23 protein-coding genes are annotated in these 24,318 nt (G+C 73.7%); 13 read left to right on the forward strand and 10 right to left on the reverse strand.

What is annotated here, in order from left to right:
• The first annotated feature begins 353 nt into the window (after positions 1 to 353).
• From QSJ97_RS19290 to QSJ97_RS19305, 4 genes are all read left to right on the forward strand, one after another.
• Positions 354 to 740 (forward strand): MOSC domain-containing protein, encoded by a 387-nt coding sequence (locus tag QSJ97_RS19290; protein WP_285673745.1) that lies wholly within the window; start codon positions 354 to 356, stop codon positions 738 to 740.
• 238 nt (positions 741 to 978) lie between these two features.
• Positions 979 to 2,754, forward strand: coding sequence for an SLC13 family permease (locus QSJ97_RS19295; RefSeq protein ID WP_285673747.1), 1,776 nt, complete (start codon positions 979 to 981; stop codon positions 2,752 to 2,754).
• Positions 2,755 to 2,774: 20 nt separating this feature from the next.
• Positions 2,775 to 3,359 (forward strand): DUF4202 domain-containing protein, encoded by a 585-nt coding sequence (locus QSJ97_RS19300; RefSeq protein WP_285673750.1) that lies wholly within the window; start codon positions 2,775 to 2,777, stop codon positions 3,357 to 3,359.
• 60 nt (positions 3,360 to 3,419) lie between these two features.
• Positions 3,420 to 4,148, forward strand: a complete 729-nt coding sequence (locus QSJ97_RS19305) for a sirohydrochlorin chelatase (protein WP_285673751.1) — start codon at positions 3,420 to 3,422, stop codon at positions 4,146 to 4,148.
• 3 nt (positions 4,149 to 4,151) lie between these two features.
• On the opposite strand, the gene QSJ97_RS19310 is transcribed toward QSJ97_RS19305, so the two are convergent.
• From QSJ97_RS19310 to QSJ97_RS19330, 5 genes are all read right to left on the reverse strand, one after another.
• Positions 4,152 to 5,339 (reverse strand): S8 family peptidase, encoded by a 1,188-nt coding sequence (locus QSJ97_RS19310; protein ID WP_285673754.1) that lies wholly within the window; start codon positions 5,337 to 5,339, stop codon positions 4,152 to 4,154.
• Positions 5,336 to 6,013, reverse strand: coding sequence for a zf-HC2 domain-containing protein (locus QSJ97_RS19315; RefSeq protein WP_285673756.1), 678 nt, complete (start codon positions 6,011 to 6,013; stop codon positions 5,336 to 5,338). Before QSJ97_RS19315 ends, QSJ97_RS19310 begins: the two co-directional genes overlap by 4 nt.
• Positions 6,006 to 6,578, reverse strand: coding sequence for an RNA polymerase sigma factor (locus QSJ97_RS19320; RefSeq protein WP_285673757.1), 573 nt, complete (start codon positions 6,576 to 6,578; stop codon positions 6,006 to 6,008). Before QSJ97_RS19320 ends, QSJ97_RS19315 begins: the two co-directional genes overlap by 8 nt.
• A gap of 123 nt (positions 6,579 to 6,701) precedes the next feature.
• Positions 6,702 to 7,274, reverse strand: a complete 573-nt coding sequence (locus QSJ97_RS19325; protein WP_285673758.1) for a DUF192 domain-containing protein — start codon at positions 7,272 to 7,274, stop codon at positions 6,702 to 6,704.
• Positions 7,274 to 7,897, reverse strand: coding sequence for a cold-shock protein (locus tag QSJ97_RS19330; protein ID WP_285673759.1), 624 nt, complete (start codon positions 7,895 to 7,897; stop codon positions 7,274 to 7,276). The genes QSJ97_RS19325 and QSJ97_RS19330 overlap by 1 nt, the downstream gene beginning before the upstream one ends.
• A 385-nt stretch (positions 7,898 to 8,282) precedes the next feature.
• Here QSJ97_RS19330 and QSJ97_RS19335 point away from each other — a divergent pair, with 385 nt between their 5' ends.
• Together QSJ97_RS19335 and QSJ97_RS19340 are read left to right on the forward strand one after the other, a co-directional pair.
• Positions 8,283 to 9,035, forward strand: a complete 753-nt coding sequence (locus QSJ97_RS19335; protein ID WP_285673760.1) for a hypothetical protein — start codon at positions 8,283 to 8,285, stop codon at positions 9,033 to 9,035.
• 104 nt (positions 9,036 to 9,139) lie between these two features.
• Entirely contained in the window at positions 9,140 to 10,966 is a 1,827-nt protein-coding gene (locus QSJ97_RS19340; RefSeq protein WP_285673761.1) for an aminopeptidase P family protein, read from the forward strand.
• Positions 10,967 to 11,107: 141 nt separating this feature from the next.
• Here QSJ97_RS19340 and QSJ97_RS19345 read toward each other — a convergent pair whose 3' ends face one another.
• Positions 11,108 to 11,416, reverse strand: coding sequence for an antibiotic biosynthesis monooxygenase family protein (locus QSJ97_RS19345; RefSeq protein ID WP_285673762.1), 309 nt, complete (start codon positions 11,414 to 11,416; stop codon positions 11,108 to 11,110).
• 178 nt (positions 11,417 to 11,594) lie between these two features.
• Here QSJ97_RS19345 and QSJ97_RS19350 point away from each other — a divergent pair, with 178 nt between their 5' ends.
• The 4 genes from QSJ97_RS19350 to QSJ97_RS19365 all read left to right on the forward strand — a co-directional run bounded on the left by QSJ97_RS19350 (position 11,595) and on the right by QSJ97_RS19365 (position 15,444).
• On the forward strand, positions 11,595 to 11,936 hold the full coding sequence (locus QSJ97_RS19350; RefSeq protein WP_285673763.1) for a DUF427 domain-containing protein: 342 nt from the start codon (positions 11,595 to 11,597) through the stop codon (positions 11,934 to 11,936).
• 89 nt (positions 11,937 to 12,025) lie between these two features.
• On the forward strand, positions 12,026 to 12,685 hold the full coding sequence (locus QSJ97_RS19355; protein WP_285673764.1) for an SIMPL domain-containing protein: 660 nt from the start codon (positions 12,026 to 12,028) through the stop codon (positions 12,683 to 12,685).
• A gap of 234 nt (positions 12,686 to 12,919) precedes the next feature.
• Positions 12,920 to 14,230 (forward strand): nucleotide sugar dehydrogenase, encoded by a 1,311-nt coding sequence (locus QSJ97_RS19360; protein WP_285673765.1) that lies wholly within the window; start codon positions 12,920 to 12,922, stop codon positions 14,228 to 14,230.
• A complete protein-coding gene (locus QSJ97_RS19365) occupies positions 14,227 to 15,444 on the forward strand; it encodes a glycosyltransferase family 4 protein (RefSeq protein ID WP_285673766.1) in 1,218 nt (405 codons plus the stop codon). Before QSJ97_RS19360 ends, QSJ97_RS19365 begins: the two co-directional genes overlap by 4 nt.
• Before the next feature lie 284 nt (positions 15,445 to 15,728).
• On the opposite strand, the gene rfbA is transcribed toward QSJ97_RS19365, so the two are convergent.
• Positions 15,729 to 16,604 (reverse strand): glucose-1-phosphate thymidylyltransferase RfbA, encoded by an 876-nt coding sequence (gene rfbA / locus QSJ97_RS19370; RefSeq protein WP_285673767.1) that lies wholly within the window; start codon positions 16,602 to 16,604, stop codon positions 15,729 to 15,731.
• Between the two features lie 175 nt (positions 16,605 to 16,779).
• On the opposite strand from rfbA, the gene ppdK reads away from it, so the two are divergent.
• The 3 genes from ppdK (at position 16,780) to QSJ97_RS25075 (ending at position 21,424) form a co-directional block, all read left to right on the forward strand.
• The gene (gene ppdK, locus QSJ97_RS19375; RefSeq protein ID WP_285673768.1) at positions 16,780 to 19,410 is read left to right on the forward strand and encodes a pyruvate, phosphate dikinase; all 2,631 of its coding nucleotides are present in this window, start codon (positions 16,780 to 16,782) and stop codon (positions 19,408 to 19,410) included.
• The gene (locus QSJ97_RS19380) at positions 19,407 to 20,381 is read left to right on the forward strand and encodes an ArgK/MeaB family GTPase (protein ID WP_285673769.1); all 975 of its coding nucleotides are present in this window, start codon (positions 19,407 to 19,409) and stop codon (positions 20,379 to 20,381) included. The genes ppdK and QSJ97_RS19380 overlap by 4 nt, the downstream gene beginning before the upstream one ends.
• 134 nt (positions 20,382 to 20,515) lie before the next feature.
• A complete protein-coding gene (locus QSJ97_RS25075) occupies positions 20,516 to 21,424 on the forward strand; it encodes a cell wall hydrolase (RefSeq protein ID WP_352231121.1) in 909 nt (302 codons plus the stop codon).
• Between the two features lie 21 nt (positions 21,425 to 21,445).
• Here the strand turns inward: QSJ97_RS25075 and QSJ97_RS19390 are convergent, their stop codons facing one another.
• Genes QSJ97_RS19390 through nadA form a run of 3 tightly spaced genes read right to left on the reverse strand, consistent with a single transcriptional unit; the run spans position 21,446 to position 24,284 of the window.
• On the reverse strand, positions 21,446 to 23,005 hold the full coding sequence (locus QSJ97_RS19390; RefSeq protein ID WP_285673770.1) for an L-aspartate oxidase: 1,560 nt from the start codon (positions 23,003 to 23,005) through the stop codon (positions 21,446 to 21,448).
• Positions 23,006 to 23,058: 53 nt separating this feature from the next.
• Complete coding sequence (locus QSJ97_RS19395; protein ID WP_285673771.1) at positions 23,059 to 23,211, reverse strand: hypothetical protein; 153 nt, start codon at positions 23,209 to 23,211, stop codon at positions 23,059 to 23,061.
• An 11-nt stretch (positions 23,212 to 23,222) separates the two neighbouring features.
• The gene (nadA, locus tag QSJ97_RS19400) at positions 23,223 to 24,284 is read right to left on the reverse strand and encodes a quinolinate synthase NadA (RefSeq protein ID WP_285673772.1); all 1,062 of its coding nucleotides are present in this window, start codon (positions 24,282 to 24,284) and stop codon (positions 23,223 to 23,225) included.
• Positions 24,285 to 24,318: the final 34 nt, after the last annotated feature.

Here is a 24,318-nt window from a genome sequence, read left to right on the forward strand (position 1 = left end):
CGCACGATTTTTCGTGCGCCGTTTTTTTCATTTGATATAATGGCTTGGCGAGTGGGGTTGGGTGCGCGGAAAGATTTTGGCACGCGTGCCTTATTTTTGTACCTAAATCGTCATGCTTCGTGTATAGAACCGTCAGGGAATGGGTGAACGGGGAGCGAGGCACGCATGGCGGATATTCCGGCACAGGTCTGGCTTCTGATCGGTGGGCTCCTCGCCCTCTGCTACCTGCTCCTGCGCGCCACGCGGACCGAGCGCTGAGCACCCCGCCGCAGGGTCTCGCGGCGCTGCTCGGCAGCCATGCCGGCCGCGGCCGGGTGGTCTGGATCGGGTGCCGCCCGGCGCGCCGCGCAGCGATGGACAGCCTTGCCGAGGCCGAGATCACCGAAGCCGGGCTCGCGGCAGACCGCAGCCGCCCCGGCAAGCGCGCGCTCACCATCATCCAGGCCGAGCATCTGCCGGCAATCCGGGCGCTGGCCCGCGCGCCGTGCGCCGGCTTTGCCATGCTGCGGCGCAACATCGCGGTGGCCGGGATCTCGCTGGCGGCGCTGCGCGGGCGGCAGATCTCGCTCGGCACGGCGCTGATCGAGATCACCGGCCCCTGCGCCCCCTGCTCACGGATGGAGGAGGCGCTCGGCCCCGGCGGATATTCCGCGATGCGCGGCCATGGCGGCGTCACCGCGCAGGTGCTGCGACCGGGGCGGATCGCGCTCGGCAGCCCGGTGCTTCCGGCGGAGATGTGAGGACGGCGCCGCCCCGAGCGGGCGCGCGCCGGGCCGCCGGGCATTGCCCGGCACCAGCCTGGCGCCCGGCGATGGGCGCCGAGACACCCCCCGGCATCCGCACGACGCACAGCCCGGGTGCCGCCGGTCGCGCCCTGCCGCCCGCGGCGATCCCGATCCACAATTGTCAGCCCCCGCGGGCGACGGCTAGGCTGAGCCTCGCCCCGGGCCGCGGCCCGCCGACACAGGGAGCCTCCGCGTGACGCCCGAGCAAGCCGGCCTCTTCGCGATCTTCGGCAGCGTCTTCGCGCTCCTCGTCTGGGGACGGATCCGCTATGACCTCGTCGCCTTCGCGGCGCTGATCATCGGCGTGGTGGCGGGGCTGGTGCCGACCGACCACGCCTTCTCCGGCTTCGGCCACCCGGCGGTGGTAATCATCGCGCTGGTGCTTCTGGTCTCGCGCGCGCTGTCCAACTCCGGCGCGGTGGAGCTGATCGCCAGCCGGCTGATCTCGGGAGACCGCCCGACCTCCGCGCATATCGGCATCATGTCGGTGGCCGGGGCGGCGCTCTCGGCGGTGATCAACAACGTCGCGGCGCTGGCGCTGCTGATGCCGCTCGACATCGAGGCGGCGGAGCGGGCGAAGCGCGCGGTGGCACAGTCGCTGATGCCGCTCTCCTTCGCCACCATCCTCGGCGGCATGATCACGATGATCGGCACGCCGCCCAACATCGTCATCGCGCAGTACCGGGAGGGCGCGCTCGGCGAGCCCTTCCAGATGTTCGACTTCGCGCCCGTCGGCCTGCTCGTCGCGGTGGCCGGGATCGCCTTCGTCACGCTGATCGGCTGGCGGCTGCTGCCGAGCCGGGCCGGCGCCGAGGCTCTGCTCGAACAGGCCGAGACCGAGCTCTACGTCGCCGAACTGCTGGTCGGCGAGGGCTCGAAATCCGACGGCGTGACCCTCGGCGATCTCTACCCCATGGCCGACGAGGCCGACATCAACCTGCTCGGTCTCATCCGCCGCGGCCGCCGCCTGCCGGGCTTTTCGCGGCGCGAGCCGATCCAGGCGCAGGACACGCTGGTGGTGGAGGGCGACCCGAAGGCCATCGAGGGCTTCATGGGCAAGGCGGGGCTCGACTTCGCCGGCTCCGAGCGCCACGAGGGCGGCATCACCGGCGGCAGCCTCACGCTGATGGAGGCCATCGTGCCCGACGGCGCGCGCATTGCCGGGCGCACGGCGATGGGGATGCAGCTGCTCTATCGCGAGGGGGTGACGCTGCTCGGCATCGCCCGGCGCGGCCAGCAGGTGCGCGACCGGGTGCGGCTGATGCAGATCGAGCCCGGAGACGTGCTGCTCTTCCTCGGTTCGCCGGAGCGGCTCGACGGCGCCGCCCGCTCGCTCGGCATCCTGCCGCTGGAGGGCCGGCGCACCGGGGTCGTGCAGCGCCGCAAGGCCGGGCTCGCCATCGGCATCTTCGCGGCCGCGATCCTCGCGGCGGTGGCGGGGCTCGTCTATCTGCCGGTGGCGCTGGCGGCCTGCGCGGTGGCCTATGCCGGGCTCGGGCTGATCGGTGGCGGCGAGGTCTACGAGGCGATCGAGTGGAAGGTGATCGTGCTGCTGGCGAGCCTCATCCCCCTCGGCGAGGCCTTCGAGGCCTCGGGCGGGGCCGAGCTGATCGCCGGCGGCATCGTCGATGTCACCCAGGGGCTGCCGGCCTGGGTGATCCTGCTGGCGCTGATGGTGGTGACCATGACGCTGTCGGACTTTCTCAACAACGTCGCCACCACCCTGATCGCGGCGCCGGTGGCGGTGCAGATCGCCGGGCGGCTCGAGGTCAGTGCCGACCCGTTCCTGATGGGCGTGGCGGTGGCGGCCTCCTGCGCCTTCCTGACCCCGATCGGGCACAAGAACAACACGATCATCATGGGCCCCGGCGGCTACCGCTTCGGCGACTACTGGCGCATGGGGCTGCCGCTGGAGCTGCTGGTGCTGGCGATCGCGGTGCCGGCGATCCTCACCGTCTGGCCGCTCTGAGCGGGGCAAGGAGACACGACATGACCGACCGACTGGAAACCGTCCTCGCCGCGATCGACGCGGCCAATTCCGCCGACCCGACGCTGGAGCCGGAAGACGGCGCCGCCGGCCCCGGGCGCCCCGCCGCCCTGCTCTATGGCCAGCGCATGAGCGCCGAGCTCGCGCGGATCGCGCCGGACGCTTCGGAGCATCTCCGGATCGCCGCCCGCGGCCAGCATGTCGAGCGCTGGACCAGCCCCCGCAGCAGCTATCCCGAGGGCCGCGCCGGCTATCTCGCCTGGCGCAAGGATCTCGGCGCCTTCCATGCCGAGCGGGTCGGCCAGATCATGGCCGAGGCCGGCTATGGCGCGGAGGACACCGCCCGTGTCGGCGCCATGCTGCGCAAGGAGGGGATCAAGCGCGACCCGGAGGTGCAGATGCTCGAGGACGTGATCGCCCTCGTCTTCCTGCGCTGGTATCTCGCGGGCTTCGCCGAGGGCCGCGCGTCGGAGGAGGTGCTGCGGATCGCGGCCAAGACCGCGCGGAAGATGTCGGCCGAGGGGCGTGCGCGGGTGCGGGCGGAGTTCGCCCTGCCCGAGCCCTTCGCCGGCGCCTTCGCCGACTGACGGGTGGCCGGCGCCGCGCGCCGCCCCATCTCGCGCGGCAGCCGCATCGCCGGAGGAGCCATGACCGACGCATCCGATGTCCCGCCGCAGCGCCGCGCGCTGATCGTTGCCCACGGCTCGCCATCGAAGCCCGGACGCCCGCAGGCGGCGATCGAGGCGCTGGCGGAGACGGTCGCGGGCCGCCTGCCCGGCTGGGCGATCCGCGGCGCGACACTGGCCGCGCCGGGGGCGCTCGATGCCGCGGTGGCGGCGCTCGGCGGCCGCGGCTTCGCGGTCTATCCGCATTTCATGGCGGATGGCTGGTTCGTCTCCGACGAGCTGCCCCGGCGGCTGGCCGAAAGCGGCGGCGACAAGCTCTGCATCCTGCCGCCGCTCGGGCTCGATCCGGCGCTGCCGCCGCTCTGCCTCGCGCGCGCGCGGGAGGCGGCCGGGGCTGCCGGGTTTGCGCCCGCTGCCACGGGCCTTCTCATCGCCGCGCATGGCTCGCCCTCCGACCCCCGCGCCGGGACAGCCGCCCGCGCGGTGGGGGCGGCGATCGCGGCCGAACGGGCGTTTCGCGAGATCCGCATGGGCTTCGTCGACGAGCCGCCCTTCCTCGCCGAGGCCGCCCGCGATGCCGGCCAGGCGATCTGCCTGCCGCTCTTCGCCGGCCGCGCCGGCCATGTGCTGGAGGATCTGCCGGAAGCACTCGCGGAGGGCGGGTTTCGCGGCCCGGTGATGGCGCCGATCGGCACCGACCCGGAAATTCCCGCGGTGATCGCCTCGGCGCTGGACCGGCAGCCCGCCTGATCGCTAGCCGCCGCAGGCCGCCCCTGCCCGCTCCGGCGCGAGCGCCATCGCCGCGGCGCAGGCGGTGACCGGCTTCGCCTCCCGCGCCGAGAGTGCCCGGCCGATCCGCGCCGGCCCCGCCGCGGGCGAGAGCTCGCGCAGCAGCGCCGCCAGCCCCGCCACATGGGCCGCGGCGATCGAACTGCCCGAATAGAAATCGTAGGCGCCCCCCGGCGCCGCGCTCAGGATGTCCCGCCCCGGCGCGCCCAGCGCCTCCGCCCCGCCGGTGCCCGCCGCCACCGCCAGAACCCCCTCGGCCGAAGCCGGAAAGCGCGGCGCCGGCCCCTCGCCGGTGGCCGCCACCACCACCATCCCGCGGGAAAGCGCCGCGGCGACCAGCTCGGCCAGCAGATCGTCATGCGGGCCGCCGAGGCTGAGATTGAGCACCGCCACCTCGCGGGCGATGGCGAAGTTGAGCGCCCGGGCCAGCGAGAAGCTGCTGCAGGTGCCGGGGCCACCGGGGCGCCGCTCCCAGCAGGCGCGCAGCGCGTAGAGCTCGGCCTCCGGCGCGACGCCGAGCAGCCCCTGCCCCGACCGGCCGCCGGCGGCGATCACCCCGGCCACCGCGGTGCCATGACGCTCCGGCGGCGGCTCGGGAGCGTCCACCGCGCCGACGAAATCGCGCGCCATGGCGATGCGCCCCGCGAGATCGGGATGCGCCCCGTCGGGCCAGGTATCGACCACGCCGACGCGCACCCCCCGGCCGGTGACGATGCCGTGCAGCCGGCCGGCCTCCAGCGCCGCGAGCCCGTCCTGCAGCGCGCGCAGATCACGCGGCGCCCCGCGTGCCAGCGTCTCGAAGGCGGCCATCGGCTGCACGGTGCGCACGCGGGCATCGCGCGCCAGCGCCGCGACCGCCGCATCCCGGTCGCCGCCGGTGACGCGGAAGACGAAACAGTGCACCTGGATGCTGGCGAGCGGCCATTCCGCGACCAGCCGGATCGGATGTGCCGCCGCAAGCGCCGCCGCGACCTGCGCCAGCGCCTCCGGTTCGTCCAGCGGCACGGTGACGATCAGGTGCCGCGCATCGGCGACCTCGGTGGCCGCCGGCAGCAGCCAGGGCGGCTGTGCCGGCGCCGGGGGCGCGGTGGCATCGGCGCAGCCGACCAGCAGCCCGAGCGCGAGGCCGGCCAGGAGGCGCGGTGCCCTCACGGCCCCGGCCTCACGGTAGCGAAGAGCACCTCCGGCGCCGCCTCGAGCGTAGCCGCGGCCGCAGCCAGCGCCGCCTCGCCGGGCGCCTCGCCCGCCGGGACGAGCGTGTAGACACCGCCCTCGGAGGGCCCGCCCCGCACCGCGAACCCGGCCACCGCGGCCAGCTCGGCGATGCGCGCCGGGTCGGCCCCCTCGGCGGCACGGATGCGGAGCGCCGGCCCGTCGGGCGCGCCCTCCTCCGCGGTCAGCGTGTCGTAGAATTTCGGCGCCGGCCCGTCCACCTGCCACCAGATTGCGACGGCCACCGCCAGCACCACCGCGACCGCCGGCACGCCGTAGCTCAGCCAGCCGCCGCGGAACATCTCCGCCAGCCGCTCGAGAAGGCCGCCGCCACGCGCCTCCCGGGGCGCCAGAACGGCCGCCTCCGTGTCGATCCGCTGCGCCAGCCGCTGCCAGGCCCTGTCCTCCGCCGCAGCATCCGGCTCCGGCACTTCCAGCGCCGCGACGCAGCCGGCAAGCCGGGCCTGCCGCTCGAGCTCCGCGGCACAGTCGGCGCAGCCCGCCCGATGCGCCTCGACCTGCGCACGCTCCGCCTCGTCGAGGCCCCCGGAGACGTACCAGGGTATCAGCATCCAGACCTCGTCATGCTCGGAGATCCGCGCCCGCTCAGCCATGACGCACCTCCCCCGGCCCGAGATCGCCGCCGAGCAGCGCCCGCAGCTTGGCCCGGGCATGGAACATCCGCGTCTTCACCGTCCCCACCGGGCAATCGGTTATCTCGGCGATCTCGGTGAGCCTGTAGCCGTAGAAATAGGTCAGCTCCACGGTCGCGCGCTGTTCCACGGGAAGCGTCGCGAGCGCCGCCCGCACCGCCTTCGCGTCGAACACCGCCTCCATCGCCTCGGTGCCCGAACGCGCCGCCGGGAACTGGTCGTCGAGCTCGTCGTGCAGGCTGTCCTTCGCCCGCCTGCCGCGGGCCTTGGCGGCCACGCGATAGGCGATGCCGAAAATCCATGTCGAGGGCTTCGCACGTCCCTCGAAGCCCTCCGCCTTGCGCCACACAGTCATCATCGTGTCTCCCACCACTTCGTCGGCCAGGTCGGGCCGGCCGGTCAGCCGGAGCGCGAAACCGAAGACGGGTCCGTGGTAGCGCCTGAAGAGCCGCTCGAACGCCGTCCGGTCGCCCCGTGCCGTGGCGGCGAGAAGCGCCGTGTCGGTGTCCTCCGGCGGTCTGGTCATGGGGTTCACCCTGGCAGGATCCGCCGGCATTGTCGCACGCAGCCTCTGGCCGTCAAGCATGAGTGCCGGTGGGGAAGGAAAGGGTTCAACGGCCGGGCCCCAAGGCGCCGTTCCGGGCGGCGCTCATTCGGCCGGGCAGCGGAGCCCTTCCGGCGCGGCCTCGAAGGCCGGGTGCAGCGCCTGCGTGCCGGGGCCGATGCCGAGCTCGGCCGCGAGCCCGCCATTGATCTCGAGCACCGCCCGCACGACGCCTTCCGAGGACCGCGCCGCCAGCGAATAGGGCACCGTCTCGGCGGCGATGTTGAGCACGCGGCCACTGTCGTCGATGAAGATCATGTCGAGAGGGATCATGGTGTTCTTCATCCAGAAGCTCGCCGGCTGCGGCCGGGAATAGACGAAGAGCATCCCCGCCTCGCGCGGCAGGCTCTGGCGGAACATCAGCCCGCGGGCCTGCTCCTCCGGATCGTCGGCGATCTCGATGTCGAAGACCACCGGCGCGCCCTCGGCAAGAAGGGTGATCCGCTCGGCCGCGCAGCCGAGCGCCCCGCCGCCGGCGGTGGCGGTGGCGGCGCCGTCATCCGTGCCGCCCGTGTTCGCGGTTCCGGCCATCGCCAGCGGCACGGCCCAGGGAACCTGGGTCATGCCGAGCGCCAGCACGACGGCGCCGAGCGCCGCCGCCCGACCCTGCCGCGACATCACGGGTCGCCGGTCTCGTGGACCGCCGGCATCGGGTCCGTCTCCTGCTCGGGGCCGCTCGGCTGCGGCACCACGGCATCGGCGGCGTCGTTCGCCGCCTCCCAGAGGCGAAGCTCGGCCACCATGAGCCCCCGCGGACCGCGGAAGGTCCGGCAGGCCATGCCCTCTCCGCTCGAGAGATCCTGGAAGCCGCAGCGGCGCACCGTCTCCATATGCACGAAGACGTCCTCCGGATGCCCGAAGACATTCACGAAGCCGAAGCCCTTCTGCTTGTCAAACCACTTGACACGCGCCGGCATCAGCGGGCCGGTCTGCACGTCGGGGCCGAGGAACTCGGTGGGGCGGACCCGTTCCGCGAAGCCTTCCGGCTCCTCCGCCTCGCCGTCGTCGTCAACCTCAAGTAGTTCTCGGGCCTGCAACCCACGCTCGCCGCGGATCGCGATCAGACGGACCGAGACGTTTTCCGGCAACGCCATCTTCCCGAAGGCCCGCACGCAAGATGCATGAACCATGATGTCAGGGCCGCCCGCGTCAGGGACCACGAACCCGTAGCCCTTGATGACGTCATACCACTTTACCCGGCCCGATACGACACTGCCCGCGCCATTCTCCAATCCGTTCAAGCGTCACTCCGTCGGCTAAAGATTGCACCACACCCATATCGCTCGCCTCATTATGGCTTTATTTCCGCCCTGCTAAACCCCTAATCTGAAAAAAAGCCTAGCCGGGGCGGGTAAGATGGCGATTTTTGGGCAGGTCCGGCGGTTCGCCGCCGCAATAATACACCAGACGCATGGAAAACTGACCTGGCTGGCGCTCCCGCTGGCCGCGGCGCTCGCCGGTTGCGACGCGCCGGACGGCGCGGGTGGGTCCGCCAGGCCACGCACCGAGGCGGAGCTCCGGGAACAACTTATGGTTGTTCTCCCCACTTCTCCTCAAATTGTAGTGTCTGAGCCCGGCGGGCTCGCGCATGCCGAGCGATTCGCGCGCAGCCTGGACCCGCAAGCGTTGCTCCGGCGCAACGGGGCGCGGCAGATCCGCGCCGATTCGCTCCCCTGGCTCACCGGATCGGAGGTCGGCCGGCGCTTTCTTGCCGCCGCTCCGCCCCGCGCGCTGGCCCGCGGCGTGCCCGCGGCGCGCTGCCCGGCGGTCGGGCTGGCCACCGATCCCGGGCCGGGCACGATGCGCCCCTCCGAGCGCCGCGCCGCGGCAGCGGCGACGGCGCTGCGCCGCTGCCTCGCCGCCCTGCCCGAGCGCCCGGGTGCCGAGCCCTGCGGCTGCGGGCTGGTGGCGCTCGACCGGGTGCTGACCGTCGCGCGCGGCGAGATGGCCTATGCCACCGGCATCACCGCACGCCTGCGTGCCCCGAGGCTCGGCATCGACGGCGTGCTGATCGCCGAGGACGAGCCGGGCGGCACCACCCTGCTGCGCGACCTGCGCGGCCCGGTGGCGCGGCTGTCCCGCCCCGGCAGCGCGGCCGCCCCGCCCCTGCCCGATCCCGCCAGCCTCGGCGCCACCTCCGGCATCGCGCCCGCCGCGGAGCCGCCGCTCTCCCACGGCCCGGCCGCGCTCACCCTGCTGGCCGACGGCACCCGGCTCACCGGGCGGCGCGAGGCGGTCGGCTTCCGCCGCGGGCGGCTGGCGGAGCGCATCTATCTCGAGGACGCCTCCGGCCGGCGGGCGGTGCTGCTGATCGGCTTCTCGCCGGCCGAACTGGCGGCGAGCGCCGGGGCCGGGCTCGCCTGGCCGGGCGCGGACTGAGGCACCGCGCTTGCCGCTTGCGGGGCGTGGCAGGCTCGGGCAGGTTGCCGGCAACGACCGGCGGCGCCTGATTGTCCCCCGCCGGCATGGCAGCGGGAGGCGGCATGTTTCAGAGTTTCGAGCCGATCGGGACGGGTCCGGCGCCGGCGGAGCGGCTGGCCCGGCTGCGCGAGGCGCTGGCGGCGCGCGGTGTCGGCGGCATGCTGGTGCCGCGGGCCGATGCGCATCAGGGCGAGACCATCGCCCCCTCCGAGGCGCGGCTGCCCTGGCTGACGGGCTTCACCGGCTCGGCCGGGCTCGCGGTGGTGCTGGCCGAGCGCGCCGCGGTCTTCGTCGACGGACGATATACACTGCAGGCGGCGGTCCAGGTGAATGCGGAGGCCTTCGAGATCGTTGCCACCCACGAGACCCGGCCCGGCGACTGGCTGGCGAAGGTGCTCGGGGAGATCGGCCCCTGCGAGATCGGCTTCGACCCCTGGCTGCACGGGCCGGACGAGATCGACCGCCTGGCCGAGGCGCTGGGCCCCGCCGGGGCGCGCCTCGTGCCGCTCGTGCCCAACCCCATCGACACGCTCTGGCAGGACCGCCCGGCGGCGCCGATGGGCGCGGTGGAGATCCATCCCGAGGCGCTGGCCGGCGAGAGCGCGGAAGACAAGCGCCTCCGCCTCGGCGCCGGGCTGGCCGAGGAGGACTGTGCCGCGGCGGTGCTCACCCTGCCCGACAGCATCGCCTGGCTGCTCAACATCCGCGGTGCCGACCTCTCCCATGTGCCGGTGGCGCTCGGCTTCGCGATCCTCCATGCCGAGGGCCGGGTCGAGCTCTTCATGGCGCCCGACAAGCTCTCGGGCGCGGTGCGCGAGCATCTCGGCAACGCGGTCGCGGTGGCCGGCCCGGAGAGCTTCGGCCCGGCGCTCGACCGGCTCGCGGGCGAGACCGTGCGGGTGGACGGCGCGAGCTGCCCGCTCTGGGTGCTCGACCGCCTGAAGGCGGCCGGCGCCAAGCCCGACCGGGGCCAGGACCCCTGCCTGCTGCCCAAGGCCTGCAAGACCCCGGCCGAGCTCGCCGGGATGCGGCGCGCGCATCTGCGCGACGGCGCGGCGATGGTGCGCTTCCTGCACTGGCTGGAGACCCGCGCCGAGGCCGGCGCCACCCCGGGCGAGATCGAGATCGCCGAGGCGCTGGAGGGGATGCGCGCCGAGACCGGCGAGCTCCGCGACATCTCCTTCGACACGATCTGCGGCAGCGGGCCGAACGGCGCCATCGTGCACTACCGCGTGAACCGCGAGACCGACCGGAACCTGCAGCCGGGCGAGCTCCTGCTGGTGGACAGCGGCGGGCAGTATCGCGACGGCACCACCGACATCACCCGCACCATGGCCTATGGCCCGGTGCGGGAGGACGCGCGCAGGCCCTACACGCTGGTGCTGAAGGGGCTGATCGCGATCTCCACCGCGCGCTGGCCGGCGGGGCTTACGGGGCGCGACCTCGATCCGCTGGCGCGGGCGGCGCTCTGGCGCGCGGGCTACGACTACGACCACGGCACCGGGCACGGCGTCGGCGCCTATCTCAACGTGCACGAGGGGCCGGTCTCGCTGTCGCGCCGCTCGGGCAAGATCCCGCTCGAGCCCGGCATGGTGCTCTCCAACGAGCCGGGCTACTACCGCGCCGGGGCCTTCGGGATCCGGCTCGAGAACCTCGTGGTGGTGGCGCCGGCGGCGGTGCCCGAGGGCGGCGAGCGCGAGATGCTGGGCTTCTCGGACCTCACGCTCTGCCCCTTCGACCGGCGGATGATCCTGCCCGGGCTGCTCTCCGGCGCCGAGATCGCCTGGCTCGACGGCTATCACGGGCGCGTCGCCGAGGCGCTGGCGCCGGAGCTGCCGGAGGATGCCCGCGGCTGGCTGCTCGGCGCGACACGGCCGCTGCTCGCCTGAGCCCGCGCGCTGGGGCGGCCGGCGGCGGCACGGGGTCCCGCGGGCGGTGGGAGGCGTAACGCCGCCTCCCGCTGACCGGCTGCCCGGGCGGGCGGGGCCCGCGGGACCCCGTGCCGCCGCCGGCCCGGTGCCGCGCCGCGCTCAGGCCGGCCCTTCGGTGGCCAGCACCTCGTAGTGGTGCAGATGCGATGCGGCGAGCAGATGCGCCTCCTCGGGCAGCACCACCGCCTCCTGCCAGCTCTCGCCGGTGAAGGCCTTCAGCGCGTCGAGATCGCGCCAGACCGAGACCATGCTGAACTCGTTCGGCGAGATCGCGTGCGGCGCCGAGATCGTCACCGAGACCAGCCCGTCCTGGCGCCGGGTGAGCGGCAGCGCGGTGTTCTCGATGAAGTCGCGAAAGGCGGCCTGCTGGCCCTCCTGCACGACGGCGCGGAAGATTCTCAGGATCATCTTGGCTCCTCCCCTCGCGGGCCATGGCGGCCCTGGTTCTGCCCTCGCGTCAGCAGGCATCCTAGCACGACCGGTTGCCGCTGCGGCATTCGGGCTGCGGCGGCTTCGGCAATTGCTCCCGCCCCGCCGCATCGGCTAGGCTCCGCCCCGACCGAGGGGACATAGGGGGAGAGCAGCCATGTCCGACCAGTTCACGATCGAGCCCGCGCCCGGCATCCATGTCGTCCGCGCCGGCGGCGCCGTCATCGCCGAGACCTCCAGTGCCCTCGTGCTGAAGGAGAAGGGTTACGAGCCGGTCATCTACTTCCCGCGTGCCGATATCGGCATGGCCTTCCTCGACAGCTCCGAGACGCGGACGACCTGCCCGCACAAGGGCGAGGCGAGCTACTACCACATCGAGGCGAAGTCGGGCCGGATCGAGGATGCCGGCTGGTCCTACGAGGACCCGCTCGCGGGCGCCGAGGCGATCCGCGGCCACATCGCCTTTGCCCATGAGCGCGTCGCGGTGGAGCGGGTGTGACCATGGCGCGGCGGCGGGACGGCAGGCGCCGCGGCTGGCGCGGCGCGGTGCTTGCGGGGCTTCTGGCCCTGCCGATCTGGGGGGCGGGCATGCCGGGCAGCCTTGAGGCCGCGGCCGAGGAGGTCGCCGCGATCACCGTGACCGGGCACGGCACGGCCAGCGGGCGGCCGGACATCGCGACGCTGCGCATCGGTGTCGAGACCCGGGCCGACAGCGCGGCCGAGGCGCTGGCGGAGAACTCCGAGGCCGCCGGCCGGCTGATCGCCGCGCTGCGGGCCTCCGGCGTGCCGGAACGGCTGATCCAGACCCAGGGCTTCGCGGTGCACCCGGTCTACGGCTCGAAATCGAGCTACGGGCGCGAGGCGGACGGCTTTCAGGTCTCCAACAACGTGGTCGCGCGGATCGAGGATCTCGGCGGGCTCGGCGCGCTGCTCGACCGGGTGGTGCAGGACGGCGCCAACCGGATCGACCAGCTCGCCTTCGGCATCGCCGACCCGGCGCCGCTGGAGGCCGAGGCGCGCCGCGCGGCGGTGGCCGAGGCCCGGCTGGCGGCCGAGACGATCGCCGAGGCGGCGGGGCTGGCACTCGGCCCGATCCGCGAGATCCGCGCCGGCGGCGGCGGCCGGCCCATGCCGCAGGCGGCGGCGCGTTTCGCCGCGGAGTCGTCGAGCGCCGTGCCGATCCAGGGCGGCGAGCTTGCGCTGCAGGCCGAGGTCACGGTGGTCTGGGAGCTGCGCGCGCCCGAGTGATCCCCGCCAACGCGACGCCGCCACCGCGAAACCGGCCGGACCTGCCGCACGAGGCGGCCCGGCCGATGCGGGTGGGCGGGCGGGGCATCGGCCGGGCCGCCGCCGCCCGCCAAGCGTCCTCCCCTGCGACCATGCGGGACCGCGGCCGGGCCGCGCCGCTGCTGGCCAAGCCCGCGTAAAGCCGGTATCAACCCGCCGCGGCCATCAAGAGGCAGGACAAGCGGGAGCGAACCCATGCGGATTGCAGTCTTCGGCCTCGGCTATGTCGGCGTGGTCTCCGCCGCCTGCCTGGCCCGCGACGGCCACCAGATCATCGGGGTGGACCCGCAGGCCGAGAAGGTGGCGCTGGTCAATGCCGGGCAGCCGCCGATCATCGAGGCCGGCGTCGCCGGGCTGGTGGCCGATGCGGTCGCCGCCGGGCGCCTGCGCGCCACCTCCGACCCGGCCGAGGCGGTCGCCGCGACGGAGATGAGCCTCGTCTGCGTCGGCACCCCCTCGCGCAGGAACGGCAGCCTCGATACCGGCGCGGTGGAGCGGGTCTGCGGCCAGATCGGCGCCGCGGTCGCCGCCGCCGGCAAGCCGCATCTCGTGGTGATGCGCTCGACCGTGCTGCCCGGCACGATGCGGGGCCTCGTGATCCCGGCGCTCGAGGCCGCGGCCGGCGGTGCGGCGGCGCTTCTGAAGATCGCCAACAACCCCGAGTTCCTGCGCGAATCCACCGCCGTCGCGGATTACGACGCGCCGCCGAAAACCGTGGTCGGCGCCGCCGAGCCCGAGACCGCGGCGGCAGTGATGGCACTCTACGAGCGGATCCCGGGGCCGAAATTCGCCACCGAGCTCGAGATCGCCGAGATGGTGAAATACGCCGACAATGCCTGGCACGCGGCAAAGGTCGCCTTCGGCAACGAGATTGGCAACATCGCCAAGGCGCTCGACATCGACAGCCACAAGGTGATGGAGATCTTCTGCGAGGACCGCAAGCTCAACATCTCCCCGGCCTATCTCAGGCCCGGCTTCGCCTTCGGCGGCTCATGCCTGCCCAAGGATCTGCGCGCGCTCACCTACAAGGGCCGCGAGCTCGATCTCGAGCTGCCGGTGCTGGAGAGCCTGATGCGCTCGAACGCGGTGCAGATCGACCGCGCGGTGGAGCGCGTGCTGGAGACCGGGGCGCGCCGCGTCGCGATGCTCGGCATCAGCTTCAAGGCCGGCACGGACGATCTGCGCGAGAGCCCGCAGGTGGCGCTGGTCGAGCGGCTGATCGGCAAGGGGCTCGACCTGCGGATCTATGACCGCAACGTGCATCTGGCGCGCCTCGTCGGCGCCAACCGCGCCTATATCGAGGACCGCATCCCGCATATCTCGCGGCTGCTCTCGGAGGATCTGGCCGGCGTCGCGGCCCATGGCGAGCTGGTGATCCTCGGCAATTCCGACCCGGAGTTCCGCCGCCTGCCGGAGCTGCTGTCGCCGGGCCAGCGGGTGCTCGACCTGGTGCGGCTGGCCGGCCTCGAGGCGATCGGCGCCGGCTATGACGGGGTCAACTGGTGAGCGCGCCGGGCCGCGCGGCAAGGCCCCGGCGCGTCCTCATCATCGTCGAGAACCTGCCGGTTCCGTTCGACCGGCGGGTCTGGTCGGAGGCCACCACGCTGAAGGCGGCGGGCTACGCGGTCTCGGTGATCTGCCCCACCGGGCGCGGCCACGAAGCGCGCTTCGAGGTGATCGACGGCATCGAGATCCACCGCCACCCGCTGCGCGAGGCACGCGGCACGCTCGGCTATCTGCGCGAGTATGCGGCGGCGCTGTTCCATCAGCTGCGGCTCTCGGTGACGGTGCTGCGGCGCCAGGGCATCGACGTGATCCACGGCTGCAACCCGCCCGACCTGATCTTCCTCAACGCGCTGGCGCTGCGCCCCTTCGGCGTGCGCTATCTGTTCGACCACCACGACATCTGCCCCGAGCTCTTCGAGACCAAGTTCGAGAGGAAGGGCCTGCTCTGGCGGGCGATGCTCTGGCTCGAGCGGATAACCTTCGCGATGGCCACGGTCTCCATCGCCACCAACGAGAGCTATCGCGAGATCGCGATCCGGCGCGGCCGGATGGCGCCGGAGGACGTCTTCGTGGTGCGCTCGGGGCCCAAGATCGACCGGCTGGAGCTGCGCCCGCCGCGCCCCGAGCTGAAGCGGGGCAGGCGCTTCCTGATCGGCTATGTCGGGGTGATCGGCCGGCAGGAGGGGCTCGATCTCCTGCTCGAGGCGGCGGATCACCTGATCCGCAAGATGGGCCGGGAGGACGTGCATTTCGGCATCGTCGGCGGCGGGCCGGAACTCGAGGCGGTGCAGGCGGACTGCCGCGCGCGGGGTCTCGATGCGCATTTCACCTTCACCGGCCGCGCGCCGGACGAGATGCTCCTCGACATGCTCAACACCGCCGACATCTGCGTGAACCCGGACCGGGTGACGCCGATGAACGACCTCTCCACGATGAACAAGATCATGGAATACATGACGCTGAAGAAGCCCATCGTGCAGTTCGAGATGAAGGAGGGGCGGGCATCGGCGGGCGAGGCCTCGCTCTACGCGGCGGCGAACGATCCGGCGGATTTCGCCGAGAAGATCGCGGCGCTGATGGACGACCCGGAGGCGCGCAGGCGGATGGGCGAGATCGGCCGCGCGCGGATCGAGGCGGAGCTCTCCTGGGCGCATTCGGCGCCGAGGCTGCTGGCGGCCTATGACCGCCTGTTCGAGAAGATCGGGCGCGGCTAGCCGGAGCGCCGGCACCGGCCCGGGGGACGGGGCCTCAAGAACACGGGCACGGGGTCCCACGGGCCCACCCACCCCGGCAGCCGTTTCAAGGGAACCCGCGGTCTCGCTCCCCCACAGCCCGCGGGACCCCGTGCCCTCCGCTCCGGCCCGGCCGCGAGGGCCCTGCGCGGCGGCCGCGATCCGCGGGCGAAGGGGAGCGGAACGGTGAAGCCCGGCGCGACGGATGCAGGGTGGGCGGGGCCCGCGGATCGCGGCCGCCGCGCATGGCCCGGGGTTCGCCCCTGTCAGTCCCGTCCCGTCTCCAGCAGGCGCAGCAGGTAGTCGCCATAGCCCGACTTCCGGAGCGGCTCGGCAAGGGCGACGAGCGCCGCGTCGTCGAGCCAGCCCTGGCGCCAGGCGATCTCCTCGGGCGCGGCGATCTTCAGCCCCTGCCGCGCCTCGATGGTCTGCACGAACTGGCTCGCCTGCAGCAGGCTGTCGAAGGTGCCGGTGTCGAGCCAGGCATAGCCGCGCCCCATGCGCTCGACGAAGAGGTCGCCGCGCTCGAGATAGACGCGGTTGACATCCGTGATCTCCAGCTCGCCGCGCGCCGAGGGCTGCACCGCGGCGGCGATGTCGAGCACGTCGTTGTCGTAGAAATAGAGCCCGGTCACCGCGAAGTTGGATTTCGGCTGGCTCGGCTTCTCCTCGATGGTGGCGGCACGGCCCGCCGCATCGAAGCTCACCACGCCATAGCGCTCGGGGTCGGTCACCTGGTAGCCGAAGACCGTGGCACCCTGCTGCCGCGCCGCGGTGCGCTGCAGCAGCTCCCAGAAGCCGCCGCCGTAGAAGATGTTGTCGCCGAGCACCAGCGCCACCCGATCGTTGCCGACGAACCCGCGCCCTAGGATGAAGGCCTGCGCCAGCCCCTCCGGCTCCGGCTGCACGGTGTAGCCGAGGTTCAGCCCCCACTGGCTGCCGTCGCCCAGCAGGCGCCGGAACTGCTCGGCATCCTGCGGCGTGGTGATCACCAGCACGTCGCGGATCCCGGCGATCATCAGCACCGAGAGCGGGTAGTAGATCATCGGCTTGTCGTAGACCGGCAGGAGCTGCTTGGAGACGCCGAGGGTGATCGGGTTGAGCCTGGTGCCCGAGCCTCCCGCCAGAATGATGCCCTTCATGCCGCTTTCCCCTCGCCGCTGCCCCTCGCCCGCCCGAGCCGGGCGGATGCCCGCCCCTTAGCCGATCGCCGGCACCGGGACCATGGGTTTCTCGGGCGGATTTCGCAAGCGTGGCGGGGCGCGGCGGCGCGGCGGGCCTTGTGGCGAGGCGGGGGCGCGCAGTAAAGCCCTCAGGATGGATGGATCGGACAGCGACATCTGCTGGATCGGCGGCGGGGCGGCAACGCCCGCTCCGGGCGGCTTCGGCAGCCGGGCGGACTGGCTGGCCCGCGCCGCCGCGGCCGGCGCGCCGGTGCCGGCAGCGCTGCTGCTGCGCGGGCAGGCGGCGCGGGCGGCGGCCGAGCCGCGGCGGATGGCGGCGCTGATGGCGGAGCTGACCGCGCGCGCCGCGATCGTGCCCGGCCGGCCGGTGCTGTTCGCGCTGCGCCCCGGGGCGCACGGGGCCGGGGCGATCACGCCGGCGCTGCTCAATCTCGGCCTCGCGCCGGGGATGCTGGCCGCGCTGGCCGCGCGCCACGGCAACTGGGCGGCGGCCGATCTCGAGCGCCGGCTGGTGCAGGCCTGGGGCGCCAATGTCCAGGGGATCGAGCGCGAGGAGTTCGAGTTCGCGCTCTACGACGCGCTGAAGGCGCGCGGCGCCGAGAGCGAGGCGGAACTCGCCCCGGACGATCTCGCGGCGCTGACCGAGCGCTGCCGCGCGCTGATCGCGTCGGAGGGCGGCGAGATCCCGATCGATCCGGCCGCCCAGCTCGCCGCCGCGCTCGGTGCCATGCTCGGCCGATGGGAGAGCCCGCGGGCGGCGCGCCGGCGCCTGGCGCGGGGGCTCGCGCCGGATGCGCCGCCGCAGGTGATCCTGCAGGTGATGGCGATCGGGCTCGGCCCCGGCGCCTCCGGGGCCGGCATCGCGGGGCTGCGCGACGAGGCCACCGGCGCGCGCCGGCAGACCGGGCGCTACCTGCCGCAGGCGCAGGGCGAGGAGGCGCTGATGGGCCTTCGCACCCCCGCCGTGCTGAGCCGCGAGGAGCGGGACCGGCTCGGCCTCGGCACGCCGTCGCTGGAGGAGCGCGCGCCGAGCGCCCATGCCGCCCTCACCGCGCTGCAGGACCGGCTCGAGAGCGCCCTCGGCGAGGCGCTGGAGATCGCCTTCACGCTCGAGGACGGCGCGCTCAGCCTGCTCGATCTGCGCCCCTGCCGGCGCGCCTCGCGCGCGGCGCTGCGCATCGCGGTGGAGCTCGCCGAGGGGGGCGCCATCGCCCGGCCCGAGGCCCTTTCCCGGATCGCGCCGGTGCAGCTCGACGAGCACCTGCACCCGACCATCCTGCCCGGCGCGCGGGCCGAGACCATCGGCCAGGGCCTCGCCGCCTCACCGGGAGCCGCCTCCGGGCCGATCGTCTTCAGCCCCGATGCCGCGGAGGCCGCCGCCGCCGCCGGCCGGCCCTCGATCCTGGTGCTCACCGAGACCGGGCCGGAGGACATCCGCGGCATGCATGCCGCCCTCGGCGTCGTCACCGTGCGCGGCGGCATGACCTCGCACGCCGCGCTGGTGGCACGCGGGCTGGGCCGGCCCTGCGTCGTCGGCGCCCGCGATCTGTCGCTCGACCGCGCGGCAGAACGGCTCTCCACCCGCGACGGGCGCGATTTCGGCCCCGGCGCCATGATCACCGTCGACGGGGCCACCGGCCGCGTGCTGGCCGGCGCGGTGGAGACCCGCCCGCCGGAGATCACCGGCGCCTTCGCGACGCTGCTCGGCTGGGCCGACGAGGCCCGCCGGCTCGGCGTGCGCGCCAATGCCGACACCGCGCAGGATGCCGCCACCGCGCGCGGCTTCAACGCCGCCGGGATCGGCCTCTGCCGCACCGAGCACATGTTCTTCCAGCGCGGCCGGATCGCGGCGATGCGCGAGATGATCCTCGCCGAGACGCCGGAGAACCGCCGCACCGCGCTCGCCCATCTGGCGCCGATGCAGCGGCGCGATTTCGTCGATCTGTTCCGCGAGATGGCCGGGCTGCCGGTGGTGATCCGCCTGCTCGACCCGCCGCTGCACGAGTTCCTGCCGCACGGGCCGGACGAAATGGCCGAGATCGCCGAGATGCTGGGCGTGCCGGTGGCGCGGATCCGCAACCGCGCGGCCGAGCTGGCCGAGTTCAACCCGATGCTCGGCAAGCGCGGCTGCCGCATCGGCATCGCCTATCCCGAGATCTACGAGATGCAGGTGGAGGCGATCTTCGCCGCGGCGGTCGAGGCCGCCAGCCTGACCGGGCAGCCGGTCTGCCCCGAGATCATGCTGCCGCTGGTCTCGGCGGTGCGCGAGCTCGAGATGCTGCGCGAGCGGATCGACGCGGTCGCCGCCCGCATCACCGCCCGCGCCGAGACCGCGGGGCCGCTCACCTACACCGTCGGCGTGATGGTCGAGACCCCGCGGGCCTGCCTGCGCGCCGGCGACATCGCCCGCAACGCCGATTTCCTCAGCTTCGGAACCAACGACCTGACGCAGATGCTCTATGGCCTCTCCCGCGACGATGCCGGGCGCTTCATGCCGGATTATGTCGAGAAGGGCGTGTTCGCCCATGACCCCTTCCACCGCATCGACGAGGAGGGCGTTGGCGAGATCATCCGCATCGCCATCGCGCGCGCCCGCGCGGTGAAGCCCGGCATCTCCATCGGCCTCTGCGGCGAGCATGGCGGCGAGCCGGGATCGATCGACTTCTGCGAACGCGCGGGCTTCGACTATGTCTCCTGTTCGCCCTACCGGGTGCCGGTGGCGCGGCTGGCGGCGGCGCAGGCGCGGCTCGGGGTGGCACCGTGAGCGGGGCCGCGGCGCTCGCGGCGCTGGCCGCCCGGGGCAAGGCCGGGCTCGGGCGCGCGCTCTCCGAGATCGAGGCGCGGCCGGAGGCGCCGGACACGACGGCGCTGCTCGATGCCGCCTATGCCGCGCCGCGGGGCATTGCGCTCGGGCTCACCGGGCCGCCGGGCGTCGGCAAGTCGACGCTGACCGACGGGCTGATCCGGCACTGGCGCGGCGAAGGGCGCAGCGTGGGCGTGATCGCGGTCGACCCCTCCTCGGCGCGCTCGCGCGGGGCGCTGCTCGGCGACCGCACGCGGATCACCACCGACCCGGAGGACGAGGGCGTGTTCCTCCGCTCGATGGCGGCGCGGGACCGGCTCGGCGGCATCGCCGAGATCACCTTCCCGGCGATGGTGCTGATGCGCGCGCTGTTCGACCGGGTGATCGTCGAGACCGTCGGGGTCGGACAGTCCGAGACCGCGATCGCCGGGCTCTGCGACCTGGTGCTGCTCTGCGCGCAGCCGGCCTCCGGCGATGCGCTGCAGTTCCTGAAGGCCGGGATCATGGAGGTGCCGGACATCGTCGCCGTGACCAAGGCCGATCTCGGGCCGCTGGCCGCGCGCACGGTGGCCGATCTCAAGGGCGCGCTCTCGGTGACCGCCGGGCGGCAGGGCGCGGCGGCGCCGCGGGTGCTCGCGGTATCGGCGCAGGGCGGCGGCGGGCTCGCCGAGCTCGCCGGGGCGGTGGACGCGGCCGCGGTCCGGCCGGAGGCGGCCCGGCGCGCCGCCCATGCCGCCCAGATCGCCGCCTGGGAGGAGACGCAGGTGCTCCACCGATTCGGCCGGGCCGGGCTTGCCGCGCTGGTGCGCCGGCCCGGCAGCCCGCCCGAGCCCGCCCCCTTCGCCGCCGCCGCCCGGCGCAGCGGCAGATTTGATGCTGCACTGCAACATGTGCTGGCCGAGATCTCTGCTGCACCGCAGCAATTCCCTTGACGTCGGCGCCGGGATTTTCTTTGAAGGCGTTCTGGGGTATCACCCCCGGGTGATGTGAATTTCAGCGCAACCGTGCCGTGGGAGTCCGTGGGACCCCGCGACGGTTTTTCGCTGGTACGGTGAGAGGTTAGGTCATGGCCAACAGGCTGCGCGCGCGCCGCTTCGTCACAATCCGATTCGCTCGGGCGCTGCTCCGCGCCCTGCTCCCCATCGCGGCGGGCGCCGCGCTGACCGGGCCGCTGGCGCTCACGGCGCTGGCGGATACGGCACCGGCGGGCAGCGTCGCGGGGACCGTGGCAGGCTCGCTCGGCGCCGGCGCGGCGAGCCGCAGCCAGGCGGGCCTGACGCCCGTGCTGAGCGCCCTCGACACCGAGCGCGCCTCCTTCGCCGCCTTCACCGCATCCGACACCTTCCGGCAGGTCAGCCGCCTGCAGGCGCGCGCCGGACAGAGCCCGGAGGCCGATCGCGCCTGGGCCCGCGCCCGCGCCCGGCTCGACGATCTCGCGGCGCAGGACGAGGACGCCGCCGACGCCATCCGCGGTGCACAGGACCGGGCCTCCGAGGCCCTGTTCAGCGCCGATGGCAGCGGTGCCGTGGATCTCGCGGCGATCGACAGCGTGGAGATCGGCGAGCAGACCCGCGAATGGGCCTGCCTCGCCGAGGCGCTCTATTTCGAGGCCCGCGGCGAGAGCCTGCTCGGCCAGTTCGCCGTGGCCGAGGTGATCCTCAACCGGGTCGACAGCAGCCGCTACCCGAACAGCGTCTGCGGTGTCGTCAGCCAGGGCGAGGACCGCGGCCGGGCCTGCCAGTTCTCCTATCGCTGCGACGGGCAGTCGGACCACCCGGCCGAGCGGGCAGCCTTCGAGCGGGTCGGCAAGGTCGCCTGGGTGATGCTGCAGGGCAAGCCGCGCATTCTCACCGACAAGGCGACCCACTACCACGCGCTGCACGTCACCCCGAAATGGTCGCGCAAGCTGGTGCGCACCGCCAAGATCGGCGAGCACATGTTCTACCGCCGCCGGGTGCGCCTCTCCCGCCGCTGACCCTGACGGACCCGCGCCGCCTCAGGCCGCGCGGTCCTGCGCCGCGTCCCTGCGAACCGCCTCGGCCTCGGCCAGCGTCAGCAGCGTCGGCCTTTCCTGCGCCGGGGACGGTTCCGGATGATCGCGCCGGGCATGGCCGCCGCGGCTCTCCCTGCGCCGGAGCGCCGCCGCCGCGACCAGCGTGGCCGCCGCGGTCATGTTGCGCAGGCCCGGTTCCGCCGAGGCCGCCTCGTGCCGGGCGATCTCCGCCAGCGCACGGGTGAGCCCCGGGCCATCGCGCTCGAGCCCGACCTCCGCCGTCATCGCCAGGCGCAGCGCCTCCGGCCAGGGATCTCCCGGCCCCGGCGCAGCGCCTGCGGGAAGGCTGATCGCGTCGCCCGGACCGGCGGCCTCGGGCACCGCCCTGCGGATCGCCGCCGCCGCCCGCGCGCCGAAGACCAGCGCCTCGAGCAGCGAGTTGGAGGCCAGCCTGTTCGCGCCGTGCAGGCCGGTGCAGGCGACCTCTCCCACCGCCCAGAGCCGGTCCAGGCTGGTCTGCCCCTCGGCATCGGTCGCGACCCCGCCCATGTGGTAGTGCTGGATCGGCTGCACCGGGATCGGCTCGGCGACCGGGTCGATCCCCGCGGCACGGCAGGACGCCGCGATGGTGGGAAACTGCCGGTCGATCGCCGCGCCGATCGCCGCGCGGGTGTCGAGAAACACCCGATGGCCCGCCGCGATGTGCCGGTGCAGCGCCCGGGCCACCACGTCGCGCGGCGCGAGCTCGCCGCCGGGGATGCCGGCCATCACCCGCGCGCCGGTCTCGTCGATCAGCCAAGCGCCCTCGCCGCGCAGCGCCTCCGAGGCGAGCGGCACGGGGCGGGCATCCACCGCGAGACCGGTGGGGTGGAACTGCACGAATTCCGGGTCGCGGATCACCGCTCCTGCCCGCGCCGCCATGCCGAGCCCCTGGCCGGCCACGCCCGCGGGGTTGGAGGTGACCGCATAGAGCCCGCCGATGCCGCCCGTGGCCAGCACCACCGCCGGCGCCCGGAGCGCGAACCGCAGCCCCCCGGCCCGCGCCCGGACCCCGGCGACCCGGCCGGCCTCCAGCAGCAGCGACTCGGCCGCCACGCCCTCGAGCACGCGGATCGAGGGCGTGGCGCGCACCGCCGCGATCAGCGCCTCCATGATCGCGCGGCCCGCGGTGTCGCCGCGCACCCGCACCACGCGCGCCGCCGAATGCGCCGCCTCGCGGGACTGCACGAGCGCGCCGCCGGCATCGCGGTCGAAGGGCGTGCCGAGCGCCACGAGATCCATGATCCGCGCCGCGGCCTCGGCGGCCACCGCCGCCGCGACACCCGCATCGACGGTGCCGGCGCCCGCCGCAACGGTATCCGCCGCATGGGCCGCCGCGCTGTCGCCGGCGGCCAGCGCCGCGGCGACGCCGCCCTGCGCCCAGGCCGAGGAGGCGCCCTGCCCCAGCGGCTGCGGCGAGAGCACCAGCGCCGGCAGCGGTGCCAGCTTCAGCGCGGTGAAGAGCCCGGCGAGCCCGGCACCCACCACGAGGGCGCCGCCGGTCTGGTAACTGGTCTCGGTCATCTCGGATCCGTCCGTTTGCAGGCCGCGCGCCGGCAGGGGCCGCGGCGGTGTCCTCAGCCGTTCGCCCCGGCCGGCGCGGCGGCGAGGGTGGTTCCTCCGGCCGCCGCCACCGGCATCGGGCCGAGCTCCACCGAAAGCCAGACGAGCAGGCCGACGATGGCGCAGCCGAGCACCAGGATCAGCAGCAGGATGCGGTTGCGCGCCATAGCTGCCGCCCTCAGCCCGGCTTGCGGCCGAGCGCGATCATCGCCTCCACCGCCGCGCGGGCCTTCGGGATCAGCGCCGGGTCGACCGTCACCTCCTCGGTCATCGTGTGCAGCGACCAGAGGATGTTCTCCAGCGTGATCCGCTTCATGTGCGGGCAGATGTTGCAGGGGCGGACGAACTCGGTTTCCGGCAGCTCGGCGGCGACGTTGTCGGACATCGAGCACTCGGTGACCATCACCACCTTCCGCGGGCGATTCGCCCGGACCCAGCCGATCATCGCGGAGGTCGAGCCGGTATAGTCCGCCTCCGCCACCACCTCGGGCGTGCATTCGGGGTGGGCGATGATGGCGATGTCGGGGTCCGCCGCGCGATAGGCGCGCAGCTCCTCGGCGGTGAAGCGCTCATGCACCATGCAGGTGCCCTCCCACCAGACGATCCGCTTGGTGGACTTCGCCGCGACGTTGCGCGCGAGGAAGCCGTCCGGGGTCATGATCACCGTGTCGCCCGGCATCGCCTCCACCACCTCGAGCGCATTGGCCGAGGTGCAGCAGATGTCGGAGGCCGCCTTCACCGCCGCCGTGGTGTTGACGTAGCTCACGACCCTGGCGCCGGGATACTGCGCGCGCATCGCGGCGATGTCGGCCGCGGTGATCGAGCTGGCCAGCGAGCAGCCGGCCCGCGCATCCGGGATCAGCACGGTCTTCTCCGGATTCAGGATCTTCGAGGTCTCCGCCATGAAATGCACGCCGCACTGCACGATCACCTGCTGCGGCACGCGGGTCGCCTCGATGGCCAGCGCCAGGCTGTCGCCCGAGACATCAGCGACGCCGTGGAAGATCTCCGGCGTCATGTAGTTGTGCGCGAGGATCACCGCGCCGCGTTCGCGCTTCAGCCGGTCGATCTCGCGGATATAGGGCGCGTGCACGGCCCATTCCGCCTGCGGGATCACCCGGGCGACGCGGGCATAGCGGTCCGCCAGCGCCTCGGCCGCGGCCAGCGAGGGCGCGAGGTCGTAATGCGCCGCAAGGGTCGCCCGCGCATCGGCGATCGGGGTCTGGGTGTTCATCAGCATCGCTGGGTCCTCCCGGGCTTATATGCTCACAGTG

Origin of the sequence: Paralimibaculum aggregatum (assembly GCF_030270585.1) — a bacterium.
Classification (GTDB): domain Bacteria; phylum Pseudomonadota; class Alphaproteobacteria; order Rhodobacterales; family Rhodobacteraceae; genus Thermohalobaculum; species Thermohalobaculum aggregatum.